Raw genomic sequence first — 18,539 nt, 5'->3', positions numbered from 1 at the left:
TCGTACATGGAACTTTAAGGAGTATCAAGGTGACCGGACAGGGAACAATGACGGGCAAGGTCTTCGGCGGCCGCTACGAGATAAAGGATCGCATCGGCATCGGCGGCATGGCCGAGGTGTACCGCGCCCAAGATAGCACGCTGGGCCGCGTCGTCGCCGTGAAGGTGATGCTGCCCCAATTCGCCGCCGACCCCTCTTTCACCCAGCGCTTCCGCCAGGAAGCCGCCGCGGCTGCAAACCTGCAGAGCCCCTACATCGTGAACGTGTACGACTGGGGCCAAGACGACGACACCTATTACATCGTCATGGAGTTCGTGCGCGGGTCCGACCTGAAGACCGCCATTCAGCAGCGCGGCGCTATTAACCAGCGCAAGGCCGCCGAAATCGGCGCCCAGGTGTGCCAGGCCCTCACCGTCGCCCACAACCAGGACATCATCCATCGCGACATCAAGCCGCAGAACATCATGGTGCAGCCCGACGGCAACGTGAAGGTGATGGACTTCGGCATCGCCCGGGCGAAGAATTCCGTGAACGACAAAACGTCCGCTGTGCTGGGCACCGCCCACTACATCTCGCCGGAACAGGCCCAGGGCAAAGATCTCACGGCCGCCAGCGACATCTACTCGCTGGGCATCGTGCTGTACGAGGCCACCACGGGCAAGCTCCCCTTCGATGGCCCGGACGCCGTATCGGTGGCCATGCAGCAGGTGAAGGACGAGCCGGCCGCGCCCTCTTCCATCAACCCGAACATCGATCCCGACCTCGAGGACATCATCATGGTGGCCCTCTCGAAGGATCCGGCGCGCCGCTTCGCCACGGCCAACGACATGCGCATCGCACTGAACGACTACCTGGCCGGGCGCCCCGTCACCCTGCCCGCCGGTGCGATGAGCTCGTCGTTCACCGAGGCCCAGACCCGCATGATGGGCGCCGTGCCCGCTCCCGTGCCGGGCATCACGAGCACCCAGGTTATGCCGACGGTTGCCGGCGGCACAGCGGCCATGTCGCCGAGTTCCACGGGCAATTTCCAAGCAACGAACTTCCACGACGCCAACACGAAGAAGAGCAAGAAGCCCGTTATCATCGCCCTCTGCGCCATTTTGGCCATCGCGCTGGTGGCCGGCATCGCCTTCGCCGTGTCCGGCGGCTTCAAGCCGGCCGCCCCTGCCGATGAGCCCATCGAGGTGCCCAGCGTGGTGGGCAATACCTTAGACGAGGCAACATTCACCTTGGAGCAAGCGGGCTTCCAAGTAACTACCACTCCTAAGGAAGACGAGTCCGTCGATGAGGGCACCGTGCTGCAGCAAGACCCGGCCGGCGGCACCAAGCAGCCGAAGGGTACGACCATCACCCTCACCATTGCCGTGGGGCCCGATACCGTGGACGCGCCCAACTTCAAGAACATGACCATGGACAAGGCGCGCCAGGCGGCCGAGGACGCCGGCCTTAAGGTTGTGGAAGCCGAGAGCAAATACTCGGAAGATGTCGCCGAGGGCAAGATCATTTCGCAAAGCCCCGCCGCCGGCGACCCGGTGAAGCCCGGCACCACCATCGAGGTCGTCACCTCCCGCGGAAGCGAGCTGACGACCGTGCCCAACGTCATCGGCATGACCGAGGAGGTGGCCATCGACAAGCTGCAGTCCGAGGGCTTCGGTGCCGACGTGAAGGCCCGCGAGTACAGCGACAAGCAGGGCGAGGGCCGCGTCATGAAGCAGGATCCGCTGAACGACAAGGTGAAGCCTGGCGCTACCGTGCAGATCACCATTTCGAAGGGCCCCGAGCCGGAGCCCGAGCCCGACCCCAAGCCGGAGCAGCCCACCAACCCCGGCACGACCGACCCCGGCACCAACAATCCTGGTGGCACCACCGATCCGGGCACGACCGACCCCGGCACCACCGACCCGGGCAACCAGGGCGGCGACACCGGCACCACCACCCCTTCCACCAACTAGGATCGCATAACGAAACCGTGAAAACCGGGCGCCTCCTCCTTTGGGATGGAGGCGCCCTTCTATAATGGGGCCATGCCCAATTTGCTCGACATATTCGATAAGTTCATCCACGCCGATTGGTTCAACACCCTGCTCGGCGTCGTGATCATCTGCGCGATCACCTTCGTCGTCGCGCGCATCACCGTGGCTTTTATGCGCCGCGTGCTGAACAAGACGACGCTTCTGCCTTCCAGCTCCATCTTCATCAATCTCGTGCGCATCATCGTGTGGGTCATCGGCATCTGCTGCGTGCTGTCGATGTGCTTCAACGTGAACATCTCCGCCATGGTCACCGGCCTGGGCGTTGTCGGTATCGCGGTGTCGTTGGGTTTTCAGGACACGCTCTCGAACCTCATCGGCGGCCTGACCGTCAGCGTGTCGCGCACCGTGGAACCCGGCGACAACATCCGCATGGGACCATCCGGCGTCACCGGCGTCGTGCAGGACGTCACCTGGCGCTACACCTCCATCAAAGACAGTTCGGGCACCATCACCAACATCCCCAACTCGCTCATGACTTCCACGGCCGTCTGCAAGCTGTCGCCCTTGAATGAGATTTCCATTCCCCTGGTGGTCACCACCAACAGCGAGCGCCTCACCGCCACGGCCCATCACATTGAGGACGCCGCCGAGAAGGCCGTCGCCCGTGTGAGCAAGCTGAAGAAGCGCCCCAGCGTATCGTTCTCGTCCATCACCGACTACGGGTTCAAAGGTTCGCTGAGCTTCACCATCGCCGAGGCTTCCAAAGCCTCCTCTGCCACCGATGCCGCTATCCGCGCCGTGGCCCCCTATGTGCACAACCATCTTATCGAGGAGGCCATGGGCGACCTGACCGGGCAGAAACTTACCGACGCCACCGGTTCGCTCGTGCCCGTGAAGGACGAGGAAGACGGGGCACAAAAATAGCCCTGCCCCACGCCAGAGGATGAACCCACCTCAAAAGGTGGGTGCTCGCATCGGGTCTCCCGGCTTTCGCATCAACGGATGCGAATCTCCGTTCCAACCGCTTCTAGAGCTCCCTCGTCATAATACGTCGGTCCATCGCAGTATATGGCGGGAACAAGGCTTGATTTCAGTATACGCAAAACCTGGTGACAGGAAAGTCTTGACATACGCCGCAACATAAGCTGTTGGGTAAACGTTGCCCGAGGACTGTAGGCACGCTGGCGCCCGCAGCCCTCGGATTAAGGAACCGTATGTTCCGGCGAATCGCTACTGGACGCTATTCCAGCAGATCCTCCACCGAGCAGAACAGGGCGCGGGCCAGGGCGGCCACGGTTTCGGCGGCGGCCTTGTTCAGGTCCTTGCGGCGCTGCTCGTACTGCTGGATGCTGCGCACCGGCACGCCGGAGATGACGGCCAGCTGGGCCTGGCTCAGCTTCGCAGCCATGCGCCGCATGCGCAGAGGCGGCCGAAAGAAGCGGGCGCGGCGTTCATTCAACGCATCCTCGAAATGGCGGATGTCCATCTCGTGGTAGGCGTCGTACATCTTTCGGACGTCCTCGATGGGCGTGATGCGGTTGATCATGTCGAAGGTCATCGCCGTCTCCCACTGGTAGCGGGCAAGCGCCCAACCGCACCAGTACTCAGGGCTGCGGTCGTAGCGGTAACGCACCCGGGGACGCGGCGGCTCCTCTGCCTGTACCTCTACCGCGACGCGGAAGGCCAGCTCCGTCCCCGAGCATCCCGTAATGAGAGCGTAGTCTCCGGCCCCGAAGCGGCGGGCGAGGCCGGAAGCGAGGAACAGCCCATAGAACTCCCCCAGCCCGAAGCCCATGCTGCCCACGGCCACATCCAACATACGGCCCATATTCGCGCGGGCCGGTTGCAGGTAGACCTCATCGTAGGCGCTCATCGCCGGCCCCCATTCCCTCGTCCATGATGGTCGTTATGAACAGATCGCCTGGCTGGCGCCGGTTTCGCTCCTCGTCCAAATACTCGCGGCGCGCCGCCCGGTCGCGGCTCATCTTGCGCTCGTACCACTCGTCGCGCGAGGCCCCCTCGTAACCGGTGAAGCGCAGCCGGTCGAAGGCGCGCTCGCTCTTCAGCACGAACTGCTGACCGAGCCTGCCCAGATGCATGGCGCGGCCCAACTGCTGGTAGGAGATGGCGCCGGAGATGAAATCCTGGGCGAAGGAAAAGTAGCTGTCGTCGGCCCGGTAGCCTACGATGGCGTCATAGGGGGTGAGATCCATGGCGAAGTTTTCCAGAAGATACTGCTTGGCCTCGAAGGCCAAGGGGCCCGACGCGTCGAACTCGCGGTAGCGGAGCAGGAGCGCCAGCCAGTGGAGGAGCCCGTATTCATCCCCGTTCAAATCGAGGATGGCGAGGCCAGCGCAATCGAGCTCATAGATGTTGGCAAACCCTCCGCGATCGACGGCCACCGCCCATTCCTTCGCGAGATCGAGAGATTCCGTGCAATAAAACCCCCGCCCGTAATCGTTGTAGGGTTTTCCGGCCCCGTAGCGCGGGTGCTCGATGATGTCCTTCGACCCGTGGTACAGCGTCTTCACCATAGAGACTCACCTCCTCTACTCCTTTGGGAGTATAGCATATTGAACCATCACGGTAAACGACCAAGACAGAATTGAAAGCGCGGCCACGCGAGCACCCCCATCGCGCATTTGCTGACAGAACGCGAAGTTTGGTACCCGACGGCGCGCATTTGCTGGCAGAATAGCGGGCTTTGGTATCTTTTCGTGGCAGGATGGCCGATTTGGTACCCCGCCTTTGGCAAGACGGGCGGTTTGGTATCCGAAAAAGCGTGTTGTCATTTTTGCGACCTGGGGTTTCTTCAACCCGTGGGTACCAAATCGGCGAAGTTGGCCTGAAACGGGGAACCAAACCGTCTCATTTTGCCAGCGGCAGGGGCGGGATCGCCCCGCGCGGTACCAAACCGCTCGATCTGGGAAATGCTTAGCGAGACGCTCAGCGATGATGCTACAATGGCGGCATTGGCACTGATGGGTTGCGCGGGGCGCCGCGCCGGTCGCCGTTGCCGAAAACGCGCGGCCGAGGGGAATAGGGGTGAGACTCCCCTGCTCTACCAGGAACCGTAAAAGCCGATGGGGCATTCGCTCGCCTTCGAAACCGGTCCCACGCCTTCTACAGGCTCGGGCAACGCGGCGCGAGAAGGCGATGGCGGGCACGCCAGATGTCCCAGAAGACGCAAAGTCGGAACACCTGCTCATCGCACGACAGCCCTGGAAGTAGGTGATTCCGCATGGTCGGAAACCCCCGCGTGCGCTCAGCGTACGCCCCTCAGCCGTGGTCGCGGCGACTCTTATCCCTGTTCCTTGCCTTGGCGCTCGCCCTCACCCTCACGCCCTTGCCGGCCTGGGGCGACGAGACCGGCGACGCGCCTGCAGAAGCATCTGCAGCAAAAGCGATTGCGGAAGACTCCGCAGCAGGGCTTGCGGAAAGCACAGCGACAGACGAGGCGCCCACCTTCTCGGAAAACACCGACGCAAGCGAGACGACCGCCTCTTCAGAAGTCACGACAGTCGCATCGAAAGCAAGAACTGCGCTAACAAGTTCCAGCTTCGCCATGATATCCCGCAGCGAGAGACCCTGGAAAACCAGCGCTCTACCCGGCTTTCTACAGCGCAATGAGACCTTGTATGCCGTTGCTTGGTCGGCCAAGGACAAACGGGTTGACGCCGAGTTCGGATGGACTTATCAGTGGCTGGTAGGCCCAAGCGCAAGCTCCAACGATTTTGCCCCTATCGAGGGCGAGACAAAATCTTCTCTTGAGCTTACTGACGAACTACGCACGAGATTCAACGGCAAATACCTCCGTGTTCGCATTTCCTGTGGCGACATTTCGGTGGAGGGGCCCAAAAGCGGAAGAAATTACACCACTCTAAGCGCCTGCGGCCCCATCAAACCCCCCGTGCCAAAGAAAACAGCCTTGGACGAAAAGTCTTACGCACTTCTCCAATCGTCATCGAACTCGGCCTCAACAAGTTCTAACATAATTGAAGCGAAATCTCTTAAGGTAGGCACAACGCTTTGGGCCAATGTGTTCGACGGCCAAGCGGATCCCGCTGCACGCATTCCGTCGCAAGATCGCTGGTCATATCAGTGGCTCGCCGCTGATTCCCGCGAGGCAGCCGACGAGGAGTTTGCGGCCATTGAAGGCGAGACCTGCCCTTCCCTCACCATAACCAAGGAGCTCGCCACCAAGCTTGCGGGCAAATACATCCGCGTGCGTGTCGAAGGCGATGGGCAGACGCTTTATGGCCCAAGCGGCTCTTTCGACACACCTGCCTCAATAGGCTACAACACTCCCGGTCCCGTAATCGCTCCCGACCAAATCAAGCTGGATTACATTCTGCTTTCTTGGAACGGTGAAGGCTTTGGCAGCAGCGAGTTGGAAAGCGTTCCTTCCTGCAATGTCGAAGATGTCCTTGAAGCTCGCGCTTATGACTTTGATGATCCCCACACCCTTTATGGAGCTTCGGACGTTGATTTCTCCTGGCAAGTGAGCGATTCGCAGGATGGCCCCTTTAAAGAAATTACTCAGGGGGCGTCATTCAAAGTCCCGAAAGATTGTACTGGGTGCTATCTCAAAGTTGTTGCCAAAGCCAAAAATGGGGTTCCAGGCAGTAGCACGTGCGAAACCAAGCCGGGAAAGGTGTTGCCGAAGGGCGTAACGACGCTTTACTGGGTGAGCATTTTGAACGCATCCTCCTCAAAGGAAATCGGAGGTACGTTGCAGGCCCAAGCTTATAAGAGCACTCACTGGGGTGATGCCCCTATAAACACGAACGTTGAATATACCTGGCGCTGGTCAGCAGAGAAACCGAAGAGCTCTGACTTCGACGATAACAGCTGGCACATCATCGAAGGGGAAACAGGTTCGACTTTCACGGTGCCCGAATCCCTTGAAGGGTGTTGGGTGTCGGTAGCGGCGTGCACGGGAGACAACACGGTGGTCTCTGCGAATGCCTCTGCTGCTGGCCCCTTCCGAAAGCCAGGCACACACGAGCTGTACTACGCCGCTCTCGACCAGATGCCAGCAGATAGCAACTTCACCTTCTGGTCGGGCCGAACCATTGGCGTGGCGGCTCGCAATACTACCAATGCTGGTACAGCTGGTAGCTATCTGTCGCCCGATGAACTTACCTATACCTGGTACAGTGCCGATTCTTGGGACGGGGAGTATGTTGAACTGGCTGACGAGAACGTCCACAAGCCTTCTTTCGTCATCCCCGATTCCTATGTGGGCAAGCATCTGAAATGTCTGGTTTCCGCTGGCTTCAACACCATGGAAGCCGGTCCCATGCGCAAGCCTATAGCTCAGGGAGAAGCGATTGAACCGGCAGATCCTGTGCCGCCGGAGCCCGCCAAACCGGTATCGGCCACAATTTCTGCACGTGTAACTGGCCTTTTGCCTCACGCCACTGGCGAGCCTCTTCAGGCGGTTAACTGGGTGTCACCCCAAAAATACGCTGTGAAGGATAGCGCCAAAACCTCCGCATGGGACGTCTTTGCTGATCTGCTTGACAAGGCGGGATATTTCTACAGCCTTGATGGCGGCTGCCCCTACTCGATCACAACTCCCGATCGCAGCCAAACATTGGCCATGAGCGCGGGCGCGCCTTGGTCGTACTGGGCGTTCCTTATCAACGGCGAGTACGCCGACGTCATGGCCAGCAGCTACCATCCCCAAGACGGAGACGTGCTAGAACTCGTTTATGTGGATGCAACAGGGCCGGCCACCACGCCCGACATCGTGGTGAATCCTGATGAGCCAGGCGCGGAGTGGGAAGCCGATTGGGGTTCCTTTGGCGCAGCCGCGGGAGAACCGGCGGTGGTGGGTTCCACGCTGGGCAGTTTGCCGGCGCGATGGACTTACGACTTTGCCCAGGGCGACTACGCCTCGTGGTCGGAGCCCGTGGTTGCCGGCGGATACGTGTTCTTCGCCACCGGCTCGCGGCTCCTGAAACTGGACGCGTCTACCGGTGCCGTGGTTGAGGTAGTGCCGCTGGCCGACGGCACCGCTTATGGTTGTCGCCCCGTTTACACGAAGGGCCTTATCGTGGTGCCACTGAACAACGGACGCTTGCAGGCGCTTTCGGCCCTCACGCTGCAGACGCGGTGGCTCACCGAGGCGCTGCCGGCGGCGGTGCAGGAGGTGGCCTCGGGGTCTGGAGGCGGGGCTGCAGCGGTCGCCTATGACCAGCAGGGGCTTTCCACCCTCACCGTGAGCGGCGACTACCTGTACGCCTTCACGGCAGCAGCCGACTGGTCGCAAACCTACGAAGGCTGGGCGCTGTGCGTGAACGCGAGCACCGGCGCCATCCGCTGGATGCAAAAGAATACCGATGCCGGCTACTACTGGTCGGGAGCGGCTTCAGTGGGCGATTACCTAGTGGTGGCAGGGGACGATGGCGTGCTGCGAGCCGTTTCGGCTGCTTCGACAGACGGAGAGCCGGCGGCGACTCTCGCGCTGGGTGCCCCCGTGCGTTCGACCGTGGTGACCGTCGACGGGTTCGCCTACGTGGTCACGACCAACGGCACTCTGCACAAGGTGTCGGTCGGGGCCAATGGAGCGCTGACACAGGTAGGGGCCGTATCGTTTGGCGACTACTCAACTTCCACGCCGGCTCTCGCCGACGGCGTTCTGTACGTGGGCGGAAGCCAGAACGGCCAGGGGCTTCTGGCGGCCATCGACGCCGCTACGCTGGCGTTGACGGCTACCGTGACCGCCGCCGACGGAAGCCCGCTGCCTGGCGAGGTGAAGAGCACCCCGCTTCTGGTGCGCGACAGTGCGGGTGTGGTGGCGCTGTTCACCTGCAACGGCGCGGGCGGCTCGTGGCCCGACTACACCTCAGGCGGCGGCGTGTTCGCCTATCGACTGGGCGACCAGGAGGCACAGCTCGTCTTCGATCCCCCGGCAGGGATGCACAACTACGCCATGGCCTCGGTGGCCTACGGCGGCGCGGGCACTTTTTACTATGTGAACGACTCGGGCCATCTGTTCGCCTTGGGCCTCTCCTCGCAGCCGCCAGCACCGCGGCCGAGCACCGACTCCGAGACGCCGGGCGAGCCGCAGAACCCGGAAACGCCCCAGAAGCCGGAGAGTCCTACAGGCCCGGGCAAGAGCAATCCCAAGAATCCGACTTCCCAGAACGCGGGCACAACGTCCCTCGGGACGTCCGCAAACGGGAAGACGCCAATGGCCGGCGCGGGAAGCGGCGCGCCGCTGAACGCCGGCGCTGCGGCCCGAACCCCCTTCGACACCACTGTGCTGCAGGGCTCCTCCAACACCAGGGCGGCGGCAGCTGGCACCGACGCAGACGCCGGTGGGGTTGCCCCCGACAGAATCGCAGAAGCGGTAGCGGACAACCCCACGCCGCTGGCGAAGGCGAGCGGCGCGAACATTGATCGCGTTTCCTCCGTCGCTTCCAACAGCTCACTGGCCGAGGGCGCTGCAACCGAGAACGGCAACCAGACAGCGGCGGTGGCGCTGGCGCTCCTCTCCGTCGCCGGACTCCTTGGAGCTGCCCACCTCGTTCGAGGGCCACGCCGCCGCATCGACAAGGAAACGGGAAGCCATGACGCCTAAGAAGGGGGCAGAGACCAGCGAAGAGCGCCCAATCGACGCCACCGAACTAACGCCCAGCACCGAGGTCGCGGCCTCTGATCCGGCGCATCCCGTTGCGATCGACGCGGACTGCGAGCCGACGCCCACGATCGCAGCCGAGAGCCCTGAAGCCGCTCAGCTCCAGGGCTCTCGGCGCCGGCATCGGCTTCTCGCGGGAAGCGCCTTGGGCCTCTGCTCGGCAGCAGGCCTGGCGCTCTCGCTACTACTGCTCGCAGGGAACGCCAACTTGCCCCTGACGGGAAACGCCGCTCTGCCCGGCGCTTCCCCCTCAGGCCCCAACGCAACGCTCGCATACGGAACAGACGTCGACGGTACGGGTACTCCAGCAGTCCAGAACGCGGAGGCGGAAGGATCCTCATCGGAGAACGCCGAAAACGCCGCACCATCCGAAAGCTCGTCTTCCAACGGAGGCGCATCCGAGAACGGGCCCTCGTTGCATGATGACGAAGTCTCCGGCACAAGCAATGGCACGACAAGCGCCGACGATCCGGACGGCGCTGCGGGCGCCGATCGCCCCGGGAGCGCCCCTGCCTCGGGAGGCGCCTCGAACGCCGCAGGCGGCCAGAGCGGCAGCTCTTCCGCTCCTGCGTCGTCTTCCACGTCCTCGGATTCGTCGGGACCTTTCAACCCGTCAAATCCATCGCCTTCCCCTGCCCCGGCCTCTATCGCCGTGTCCGTCGTCGTCGACAGCTCCGCCGCCACAAGCCTGGGCTTTCCCGCCACCATGGCTTCCGCCACGCTGAAGCTGCCCGAGGGCGCCACGGCCTACGACGCCCTCGCGGCCACAGGGCTTTCCCTGGAGGGCTCATCCTCCTATGTGTCGGCCGTAAATGGCCTGGCCGAGAAGATGATGAGTGGCACCAGCGGGTGGATCTACGCCGTTAACGGCACCATGCCCATGACGGCCGCAAGCAACTACATCCTCCACGAGGGCGATGCTGTTCGCTGGGTCTACGTGAGCTAAGAGGGCAGCAAATTGCCCGAACGCACAATGGGCTTTACGGTCGTGCCAACTTTATGACAGAAGCGCAGGCGACGGCTGCACGGGCCGGGGTGCGCTACAATGGCGGCTATGGAAAACAACTTCGAAAACACCACCATCTCGCTGTATGGCACCGTGCCCGACTCCATCGTGGACGGCCCTGGCCTGCGCTACGCCGTGTTCGTGCAGGGATGCTCGCACCATTGCCCCGGCTGCCACAACCCCGAAAGCCAGCCAGCCGAGGGCGGCACCGAAACGACCCTCGCGGCTCTTCTGGCCGATATTCGTGCCAACGGCCTCGTGCACGACGTCACCCTCTCCGGCGGCGAGCCCTTCGAACAGCCGAAGGCCTGCGCAGCCCTGGCGGCCGAGCTGAAGCGCAACGGTTACGGAGTCTGGAGTTATTCCGGTTACCTCTATGAAGATCTGGCGAAACGAGCCGACAAAGCCCGCGCCGAGCGCGATCGCCGGATCGGGGCACTCGGCGGCGAGGCGCTCCACGAGAACCCTGAGGAAGCGATGGTCAGTGGGGCTCTCGCCGACATCGCCGACGACTTGGCCGTGGGAGACCTGCTGGATTCCATCGACGTGCTCGTAGATGGCCCCTTCGTGGAGTCGCGCAAGTCCCTTGAGCTGAAGTGGTGCGGCTCCTCCAACCAGCGCCTGATCGATGTGCCAGCCACCAGGCGTGCCGGCTCTGTCGTGGAATGGCAGCCCACCTCGTTCTCGCTGGAGAAGCCCTCCAACTGGTAGGCGAGCGCCTTTTGGAGCCATGACCGACAAAAGTTTTCACATTTTTGGTCACCACTTTTTTGGAAATCTTTGTCATCCGATGGGTAGCCGCACGGTGAAACGGGTGCCGACGTCTTCTTCGCTCTCCACGGACACCTCGCCGCCGTGGTAGAGAGCGGCATGCTTAACGATGGCAAGGCCCAGCCCCGTGCCGCCCAGCTCTTTGGAGCGACTTTTCTCCAAGCGATAGAAGCGCTCGAAGATTTTCTCCAGCTTGTCGGCGGGAATACCCGCGCCCGTGTCGTTCACGCGGATGACGCCCATGCGCACCGGAGCAGCCGCCTTGACCCCCTCCTCAGCATCGCCTTCGCCCGGCGCAACGCCGTGCACGAACCCCCTACCAGACGCATCCTCCGCACCGACAACGTCCTCCGCGTACACCTCCACGAACACGCGACCATTTTCGCGATTGTAGCGGATGGCGTTCTCGACCAAGTTATAGATCATCTGCTTGAGCAGGGTTTCGTTGCCCCGAATGATGACCGGTTCGGCCTTGAGGCCAACGGTCACTCCCGCATCGGCGGCCAGCTTGGTCAAGCGCCCCACCACCCGACTGGCCACCTCTTCCAGATTCACTGCCTCGGTTTCGTTGTCGCCCGGCGCCATCTCGTCGAGACGCGAAAGAATAAGCACATCGTCGATGAGCGCGCGCATGGCTTGGGACTCCTCGTAGATGAGCTGCGCGAAACGCGGCACGTCCTCAGGGGGCACCAGGCCGTTGGCCATCAGCTCCGCATAGCCGGAGATCACCTGCAGGGGCGTTTTCATCTCATGGGAGACGTTGGCCGAGAATTCGCGGCGCATCTTCTCGGCGCGAGCCAGCTCTTCGTTGCGCGCGAGGGCCGATCTCGAGCGCGCCGGCTTGTCGGCCTCTACCTCAGGAGCGGCTACCGGCACTTCAGCAGCTTCGGCCTCGCAGCCGTTGCGTGAGGCGTTGGTGGCACTCATGAGGCGCTCTTCTTCAAGCGATAGCCCACGCCGCGCACGGTGGCGACGGCTTCTTCGGAACCGGGGGCCGCTTCGGCCAGCTTGCGGCGAAGCGTCTTCACGTGCATGTCCACCGTGCGCGTCTCGCCGACGAAGCTTACGCCCCACACCTGCTCGAGCAGCTGCTCGCGGGTGAGCACGCGGCCCTTGTTCTCCATGAGCGTGCGCAGAAGGTCGAACTCCTTGCGTGTGAGGTTGACTTCCCGGCCATTCGCCACCACGGTGCGGGCGGACGGCGACAGCTTGATCGCGCCGACGGCCATAAGGTCACTGGGTTCCGCCACCTCTTCTGCGGCGCCTTGGCTCGGACGGCTCGCGCGCCGCAGCAGCGCGTTTACCCGCGAGATGAGTTCCATCATGCCGAAGGGTTTCGCCAGATAGTCGTCGGCACCGGCATCGAGCCCTACTACTTTGTCGAACTCGGTGCCCTTGGCCGTGAGCATCATGACGGGGAGGTTCTCGGTCGCTGCATTGCCGCGCAGGGCCTGCAGCAGAACGAGACCGTCGTCGCCGGGCAGCATAATGTCCAGCAGCACCGCATCGGGCGGCTCGAGCGCGCACCGCTCAACAAGACCGTCGCCATCGTGGAACGCACGCACTTCCATACCCGCTTGATGCAGCGCATAGGCAGTCAGGTCGCGGATATGCTCGTCGTCTTCCACGTAATAGATGAGCGGGGCTTTGCTCATGGGAATCCTTTCTGGAACAGGTGCGCGGTCATTGTAGCGCAACAGCCGCGCGACGCAGAGATGGGCGGCAAGGCGTCAAAGAGCCGTGGGGCCGGCCGAACAGGCAGTGCCGTCCCAGTGCCGCCCCAGCGACACCTCCGCGCAACCGGAAACCAGCGCGAAAGCGACCGACGGTGCGGGGTAGCGCCGTCGGTCGCAAGGGCAGCTTAGGCGGCCGCTGCGTCGGGGGCCAGCGGCGTCTCCAGGGTGTCCACCAGCGGGTCGCGCGGTCGACGCGGCTTCTCGGGGAGAATCGCCATGACGATCTTCACCATCACCGAGACCAGCGGTAGCCACAAAGCGGTCATGGTCACGTTGAACAGCGTGTGGGCGTTGGCGATCTGCCGGGCGATAACTTCCACTTCGGGGCCGGCCGGGGGAATGGCCGCCACCACTGACGCGAAGGGCCCGACGAGCCACACGAACAAGAGGCAGCCCGATAGGTTGAAGATGCAGTGGGACAGGGCCACGCGCTTGGCGTCGCGAGACTGGCCGATGGCGGCGAGCAGCGCCGTGATGGTGGTGCCCAGGTTGTCGCCGAGAAGGATGGGGATGGCGCCGTCGAGGCCGATGATGCTCGCTCCATCGGCGCCCGGCGTGGAAGCGAAGTTCTGCAGCACGGCGATGGTGGCGCTGGAGCTTTGCACCACGAGCGTCATGAGGGTGCCCACCAAAACGCCGAGCACCGGCACGCCCGTCACCTGGGCAATCAGGTCGGTGAACACGGGGTTCTCGGCCAAAGGCTTCATGACAGCGCCCATGGTGTCGATGCCGAGGAACAAAAGTCCGAAGCCGAAGACGGCGGTGCCGACGTACTTCATCTGTCCCTGCTTGGCGAGCTGCATGATGAGGAAGCCCACGAGCACGATGCCGAGCACGTAATCGGACAGTTTGAAGGCGATGATCTGCGCCGTGATGGTGGTGCCGATATTCGCGCCCATGATGATGGGGATGGCCTGACGCAACCCCATGAGACCGGCAGCCACGAAACCGATGGCCATGACCGTGGTGGCGCTGGAACTTTGCAGCACCGCCGTGGCCAGTGCACCGGCCAGAACACCGAAGAAGGGGTTCTTCGTCACGGCGGCCAGAATGGCACGCATGCGTTCGCCAGCCGCCTCCTGCAGGTTGTTGCTCATGAGGTTCATGCCGTACAGGAACAGAGCCAGACCGCCGAACAGTCCCAGCCCGATTTGCAGCAGTTCTTCCACCTATGCGTCTCCTTCTTACGGCGACCCGCCCCTTGCGAGCCGCGCTCATCGGCAGGTCGCGCCCTTGCGGCCCGCGCTCGTCTCAGCAGGGAAGGAGTATGAAGCCCCATTGAGCAGCCGCCGTAAGAGCCACGTAAAAAGAAAGTAAAATCGTGCGGCGCTACCGACCGTTAAGCCCAACCCTCCGTAGGGGCTGACCTTGGTCGCCCCTCTTTTGCCATGCGGACGCAACCCACCCGCGAGGGCTGACCAAGGTCAGCCCCTACGGAAACGGGAATGCCGCTACCCAAAACGGCCAGCGACGTAATCGGCGGTGCGCGGATCGGTGGGGGCAGAGAAGATAGTGTCGGTGTCGCCGGCTTCCACCACCTCGCCCAGCAGGAAGAACGCCGTCTTGTCGGAGATGCGCAGGGCCTGCAGCATGTTGTGGGTCACCATGATCACCGTGTAGCGCTCCTTCAGCTGGCCGATAAGCTCCTCGATCTTCGCCGTGGAAATGGGGTCCAGGGCGCTCGTGGACTCGTCGAGCAGCAGCACCTCGGGCTGCACCGCCAGGGCGCGAGCGATGCACAGGCGCTGCTGCTGGCCGCCGGACAGGCCGAGTGCGTTCTTCTTCAGACGATCCTTCAGCTCGTCCCAGATAGCGGCCGCGCGCAGCGACTCCTCTACGATGATGTCCAGATCGGCCTTGGCGCGCACCCCATGGCTGCGCGGACCGAAGGCGACGTTGTCGTAGATGCTCATAGGGAAGGGGTTCGGCTGCCGGAACACCATGCCCACGCGCCGGCGCAGGTCGGTAGGATCCAGCGTGCGGTAGGCGTCGGCACCGTCCAGAAGCACCGAGCCTTCCACGCGACAGCCTTCCACCAAATCGTTCATGCGGTTCAGCGTCTTCAGCAGCGTGGACTTACCGCAACCGGAAGGGCCGATGAGCGCCGTCACCTGGTTTTCTGGGAAGGTGAGGTTGATATCGCGCAGGCCTTGGAAGTCGCCGTAGAACAGGTTGAGGTGCTCGACGGCCATCTTCGCAGGAGCGGGTGCGGCCTCTGGAACCTCAGCTGCCGCGGGGACGCTCGTCTCTTTCGCGAGTTCTTTCAAAAAGCTCGTCATTTCTTGCTCACTTCCATTTTCTGTGCCACCACGCGCATGGCGGCGTTCAGCAGAAGAACGAGGATCAGCAGCACCACCGAGGTGGCGTAGGCCTCGTTCACGTGCAGGCCCTCGCAGGCCAGGGTGTACATGTGCACGGCCAGGGTGCGGCAGGAGTCGAAGAGGGCGAAGATGCCCTGGCCGCCGAAGTCGGGGATTTGGGCCACGGTGCCGGCGGTGAACAGCAAGGCCGCCACCTCGCCCACACAGCGGCCGAGAGCCAAAATGACGCCGCCCAAAATGCCGGGCACTGCCGAGGGCAGCACGCAGCAAGCCACCGTGCGCAACCGCCCGGCGCCGAGGCCGAAGCCGCCCTCGCGGTAGGAATCGGGCACCGCCATGAGCGCCTCTTCGGTGGTGCGCATGATGACCGGCAGCACCATGATGGCCAGGGTGCAGGCACCGGACAGAAGCGAGAGGCCCCAGCCGCAAGCCGTCACGAAGAACAGCATGCCGAACAGGCCGTAGATGATGGAGGGAATGCCCTGCAGCGTCTCGGCGGTCACGCGCACCAGGCGCACGAAGAGGCTGCCACGGCGGGCGTATTCCACTAGGTAGATGGCCGCGCCGACACCCACGGGCACCGCCAGCGCCAAAGCCAGCAGCGCCATGATGACCGTCGAGGCAAGCGCCGGCAGAAGCGACACGTTCTCGGAGGTATATTCCCACTGGAACAGGTCGGGGGTAAGCGCGGGCACGCCTCGCACCAGGATGTAGCCCACCACGAACAGCAGCACGGCCGCGGTTACCGCTGCGGCGAGGTAAGTGAGCCAGCGCAGCAGAGCCGACACCGCGCGGCGCCGACGGGACGAGCGGGCGATGCGCATCTCCAAGGCATCTTCCTCGGCGAAGTAAGCAGGCATCAGATTGACGGCGCCCAGGACTCCCAAGGTCGGCGAGCAGGCGACCACCGAGGGCCGCGGGCGACGCAAGCGCAGGTTGAAGCCATCGCTCATCGCGCCTCACCTCTCTTCCGAATAACGTTGAGCAGCATCGTGATCAGCAGGATGAACACGAACAGAACCACGCCGGTGGCGATGAGGGCCTCGCGGTGCAGGTCGGCGGCGTAGCCCATCTCCAACACGATGTTGGCCGTCATGGTGCGCACGCCAGACAGCAGCGAGTCGGGAATGATGGGCATGTTTCCGGCCACCATGACCACGGCCATGGTCTCGCCGATGGCCCGTCCCAGCCCCAGCACGATGGCGGCCATGATGCCGGAGGCGGCCGCCGGAGCCACCACCTTGAACACGGCGTGCTCGTGATCGACGCCGAGGGCCAGGGCACCCTCGTAGTAGCGGGAGGGCACGGCATCCAAAGCGCTTTGGGCCACGGTGATGACGGTGGGCAGGATCATAATGCCTAAGATAAGGCTGGCCGCCAGCACCGAAAGCCCCGTGCCCGGCCCGAGCAGACGCACGAAGGGCACGATGATGACCAGCCCGAAGAAGCCGTAGACCACCGATGGAATGCCGGCCAGCAGCTCCACGCCGCAGCGCAGGAAGGAGCCCGTGCGGCCGCGAGCGAACCGCGAGAGGTACAACGCCGTGAGCAGGCCGCCCGGCACGCCCACGATCATGGCACCGGCTGTCACGTACAGGCTGCCCACGATCATGGGGAAGATGCCGTAGAGGTCATTGGCCGGGCGCCACGTGGTGCCGAAGAGGAATTCCGGCAGCCCGATCTCGGCCATGGCCGGCACGCCGTTGGCCAGCAGAAACAGGCAGATCAGCGCCACGGCGGCGATGGAGAGGGCCGCGGCTGCGGCGAACAGGGCGCGGGCGGCCCCTTCGCGCAGGGCATGCGGGCCGCGCTTGGGCACGCGGGCCGCCGCGGGGGCACCGGCAGCTGCGAGACCTGCGCCGGCTCCGGGCGCTCCGGCGCCCCCGGAGCCGGCGGCCGTCGATGCACTTGCTGGCGGCGTGTTCAGCAGGGAGAACAGCATAGTCGATCCCGCTTAGGCGACGTCGGCCCAGCTGGTAGCCGCGCCGGTATAGATGTCGCACACCTGCTGGCTCGTCAGGTCGCTCACCGACGAGGTGGGCGCCACGATGACCGCGATGCCGTCCAGAGCGATGGGGGTGCCCTCGGCGCCAGCACCGGCCTCGGAGTCTTTCAGGTCGCGGGAAGCCATGCCGATGTCACAGGTGCCATCGAGCGCCATGTTCACGCCCGTGGTGGAATCGGACTGCTGCACTTCCACGGTCACCTGGGGATTAGCCGACTGGAAGGCCTCGGCCAGCTTCTCCATGACCGGCGTGACCGAGGAGGAACCGGCCACGACCACCTTCCCACTGACGCCGTTGGAAGCGAAGGGGGCAGCCGCATCGTCGATGGCGATGTAGTTGTTGTCGCTCACCACGGCCTGCCCCTCGGCGCTCATGATGAACGCGAGGAAGTCGGCGGCCGGCGCGGCGAGCTCGCCCTTCGTCACGATGTTGAAGGGACGCGCGATGGCATAGGAGCCGTCCTTCACGGCCGCGGCGGTGGGCGCAACGCCATCGATGGACACCGCCTTCACCGTGTCGTCCAGCGAGCCCAAGGAGATATAACCGATGGCGTTGGGGTCGCCGGCCACCGACGTCATCATGACCGCCGTGGAGTTGGTGATGGCGGCCGCGGGAGTGGTCATGTCCACCTTGTCGCCGTTGGCGTCCTTCTGCTCGATGCCGAACAGCTCAACGAAGGCGCCGCGGGTGCCGGAGCCGTCCTCGCGGGAGTACACCGAGATGGGAGCGTTGGCGGATGCGCCGCTGCCGCCAGATGCGCTGGCCGAGTCGCCCGCTGCAGCCGTATCGCCGGCCGACGCGCCCACACAACCCGCAAGCGCCACTGCCAGAGCCCCGCACAAAGCCGCCGCTCCAGCGAGCACCGCCAGCTGCCGCAACCACCGCGGCAAACGAGAAGATACCGAAGATGCTTTCATGTCGTCGTTCCTTTCAAACGCGCGGGTCGGCATCCCAGAACCACCGCCCGCAAGGGCCATTCAACTCGCGGAAGCGACCCACAAGGGAACGTCGCTTCCGTGCATTCATGATGGCCCCGCTCCGTAAAAGAACTGAGCAACATCCGTAAAGAGCCACCGTC

Annotated in this window: 15 protein-coding genes; 5 read left to right on the top strand and 10 right to left on the bottom strand. The window is 63.6% G+C overall.

Annotated elements, in window-relative coordinates:
• The first annotated feature begins 47 nt into the window (after positions 1 to 47).
• Together pknB and ACW4LP_RS05270 are read left to right on the top strand one after the other, a co-directional pair.
• Complete coding sequence (pknB, locus tag ACW4LP_RS05275) at positions 48 to 1,952, top strand: Stk1 family PASTA domain-containing Ser/Thr kinase (RefSeq protein ID WP_455803558.1); 1,905 nt, start codon at positions 48 to 50, stop codon at positions 1,950 to 1,952.
• Positions 1,953 to 2,024: 72 nt separating this feature from the next.
• Positions 2,025 to 2,897: a mechanosensitive ion channel family protein gene (locus ACW4LP_RS05270; RefSeq protein ID WP_161128194.1), complete on the top strand. Its 873-nt coding sequence runs from the start codon at positions 2,025 to 2,027 to the stop codon at positions 2,895 to 2,897.
• Between the two features lie 316 nt (positions 2,898 to 3,213).
• On the opposite strand, the gene ACW4LP_RS05265 is transcribed toward ACW4LP_RS05270, so the two are convergent.
• The 3 genes from ACW4LP_RS05265 to ACW4LP_RS05255 form a co-directional block, all read right to left on the bottom strand.
• Positions 3,214 to 3,846: a helix-turn-helix domain-containing protein gene (locus ACW4LP_RS05265; RefSeq protein WP_223900638.1), complete on the bottom strand. Its 633-nt coding sequence runs from the start codon at positions 3,844 to 3,846 to the stop codon at positions 3,214 to 3,216.
• Complete coding sequence (locus ACW4LP_RS05260; protein ID WP_451917287.1) at positions 3,830 to 4,507, bottom strand: DUF3990 domain-containing protein; 678 nt, start codon at positions 4,505 to 4,507, stop codon at positions 3,830 to 3,832. The genes ACW4LP_RS05265 and ACW4LP_RS05260 overlap by 17 nt, the downstream gene beginning before the upstream one ends.
• Positions 4,508 to 5,252: 745 nt before the next feature.
• Entirely contained in the window at positions 5,253 to 5,540 is a 288-nt protein-coding gene (locus ACW4LP_RS05255; RefSeq protein WP_455803547.1) for a hypothetical protein, read from the bottom strand.
• A 1,351-nt stretch (positions 5,541 to 6,891) separates the two neighbouring features.
• Here ACW4LP_RS05255 and ACW4LP_RS05250 point away from each other — a divergent pair.
• The 3 genes from ACW4LP_RS05250 (at position 6,892) to ACW4LP_RS05240 (ending at position 11,338) form a co-directional block, all read left to right on the top strand.
• Positions 6,892 to 9,564, top strand: a complete 2,673-nt coding sequence (locus tag ACW4LP_RS05250; RefSeq protein ID WP_451917286.1) for a hypothetical protein — start codon at positions 6,892 to 6,894, stop codon at positions 9,562 to 9,564.
• On the top strand, positions 9,554 to 10,567 hold the full coding sequence (locus ACW4LP_RS05245) for a DUF4430 domain-containing protein (RefSeq protein WP_455803546.1): 1,014 nt from the start codon (positions 9,554 to 9,556) through the stop codon (positions 10,565 to 10,567). Before ACW4LP_RS05250 ends, ACW4LP_RS05245 begins: the two co-directional genes overlap by 11 nt.
• 108 nt (positions 10,568 to 10,675) lie before the next feature.
• Positions 10,676 to 11,338, top strand: coding sequence for a 4Fe-4S cluster-binding domain-containing protein (locus ACW4LP_RS05240; RefSeq protein ID WP_455803545.1), 663 nt, complete (start codon positions 10,676 to 10,678; stop codon positions 11,336 to 11,338).
• Positions 11,339 to 11,410: 72 nt separating this feature from the next.
• Here ACW4LP_RS05240 and ACW4LP_RS05235 read toward each other — a convergent pair whose 3' ends face one another.
• From ACW4LP_RS05235 to ACW4LP_RS05205, 7 genes are all read right to left on the bottom strand, one after another.
• Positions 11,411 to 12,325 carry a sensor histidine kinase gene (locus ACW4LP_RS05235; protein ID WP_418133406.1) on the bottom strand — a complete coding sequence of 305 codons (915 nt, stop codon included), beginning with the start codon at positions 12,323 to 12,325 and terminating at the stop codon, positions 11,411 to 11,413.
• Positions 12,322 to 13,053, bottom strand: coding sequence for a response regulator transcription factor (locus ACW4LP_RS05230; protein WP_412324309.1), 732 nt, complete (start codon positions 13,051 to 13,053; stop codon positions 12,322 to 12,324). Before ACW4LP_RS05230 ends, ACW4LP_RS05235 begins: the two co-directional genes overlap by 4 nt.
• 206 nt (positions 13,054 to 13,259) lie before the next feature.
• A complete protein-coding gene (locus ACW4LP_RS05225) occupies positions 13,260 to 14,303 on the bottom strand; it encodes a Na/Pi cotransporter family protein (protein ID WP_451917283.1) in 1,044 nt (347 codons plus the stop codon).
• A 282-nt stretch (positions 14,304 to 14,585) separates the two neighbouring features.
• A complete protein-coding gene (pstB, locus tag ACW4LP_RS05220) occupies positions 14,586 to 15,413 on the bottom strand; it encodes a phosphate ABC transporter ATP-binding protein PstB (protein ID WP_455803544.1) in 828 nt (275 codons plus the stop codon).
• Positions 15,410 to 16,408 (bottom strand): phosphate ABC transporter permease PstA, encoded by a 999-nt coding sequence (gene pstA / locus ACW4LP_RS05215; protein ID WP_455803543.1) that lies wholly within the window; start codon positions 16,406 to 16,408, stop codon positions 15,410 to 15,412. The genes pstB and pstA overlap by 4 nt, the downstream gene beginning before the upstream one ends.
• Entirely contained in the window at positions 16,405 to 17,397 is a 993-nt protein-coding gene (gene pstC, locus ACW4LP_RS05210; RefSeq protein WP_451917281.1) for a phosphate ABC transporter permease subunit PstC, read from the bottom strand. The genes pstA and pstC overlap by 4 nt, the downstream gene beginning before the upstream one ends.
• 12 nt (positions 17,398 to 17,409) lie before the next feature.
• Entirely contained in the window at positions 17,410 to 18,378 is a 969-nt protein-coding gene (locus ACW4LP_RS05205) for a substrate-binding domain-containing protein (RefSeq protein ID WP_451917280.1), read from the bottom strand.
• Positions 18,379 to 18,539: the final 161 nt, after the last annotated feature.

It is taken from the genome of Adlercreutzia sp. CNCM I-6215 (genome assembly GCF_977072315.1).
The sequence above is the reverse complement of the archived record's forward strand: the minus strand, read 5'-3'. Positions and strand labels throughout refer to the sequence as shown.

Coding starts and splice junctions, on each gene's coding strand:
- ACW4LP_RS05205 (WP_451917280.1), bottom strand. CDS start 18,378: ATGAAAGCATCTTCGGTATCTTCTCGTTTGCCGCGGTGGTTGCGGCAG.
- ACW4LP_RS05240 (WP_455803545.1), top strand. CDS start 10,676: ATGGAAAACAACTTCGAAAACACCACCATCTCGCTGTATGGCACCGTG.
- ACW4LP_RS05265 (WP_223900638.1), bottom strand. CDS start 3,846: ATGAGCGCCTACGATGAGGTCTACCTGCAACCGGCCCGCGCGAATATG.
- ACW4LP_RS05245 (WP_455803546.1), top strand. CDS start 9,554: ATGACGCCTAAGAAGGGGGCAGAGACCAGCGAAGAGCGCCCAATCGAC.
- ACW4LP_RS05260 (WP_451917287.1), bottom strand. CDS start 4,507: ATGGTGAAGACGCTGTACCACGGGTCGAAGGACATCATCGAGCACCCG.
- pstB (WP_455803544.1), bottom strand. CDS start 15,413: ATGACGAGCTTTTTGAAAGAACTCGCGAAAGAGACGAGCGTCCCCGCG.
- ACW4LP_RS05255 (WP_455803547.1), bottom strand. CDS start 5,540: ATGGCGAAGCTGGAACTTGTTAGCGCAGTTCTTGCTTTCGATGCGACT.
- pstA (WP_455803543.1), bottom strand. CDS start 16,408: ATGAGCGATGGCTTCAACCTGCGCTTGCGTCGCCCGCGGCCCTCGGTG.
- ACW4LP_RS05230 (WP_412324309.1), bottom strand. CDS start 13,053: ATGAGCAAAGCCCCGCTCATCTATTACGTGGAAGACGACGAGCATATC.
- pstC (WP_451917281.1), bottom strand. CDS start 17,397: ATGCTGTTCTCCCTGCTGAACACGCCGCCAGCAAGTGCATCGACGGCC.
- ACW4LP_RS05235 (WP_418133406.1), bottom strand. CDS start 12,325: ATGAGTGCCACCAACGCCTCACGCAACGGCTGCGAGGCCGAAGCTGCT.
- pknB (WP_455803558.1), top strand. CDS start 48: ATGACGGGCAAGGTCTTCGGCGGCCGCTACGAGATAAAGGATCGCATC.
- ACW4LP_RS05270 (WP_161128194.1), top strand. CDS start 2,025: ATGCCCAATTTGCTCGACATATTCGATAAGTTCATCCACGCCGATTGG.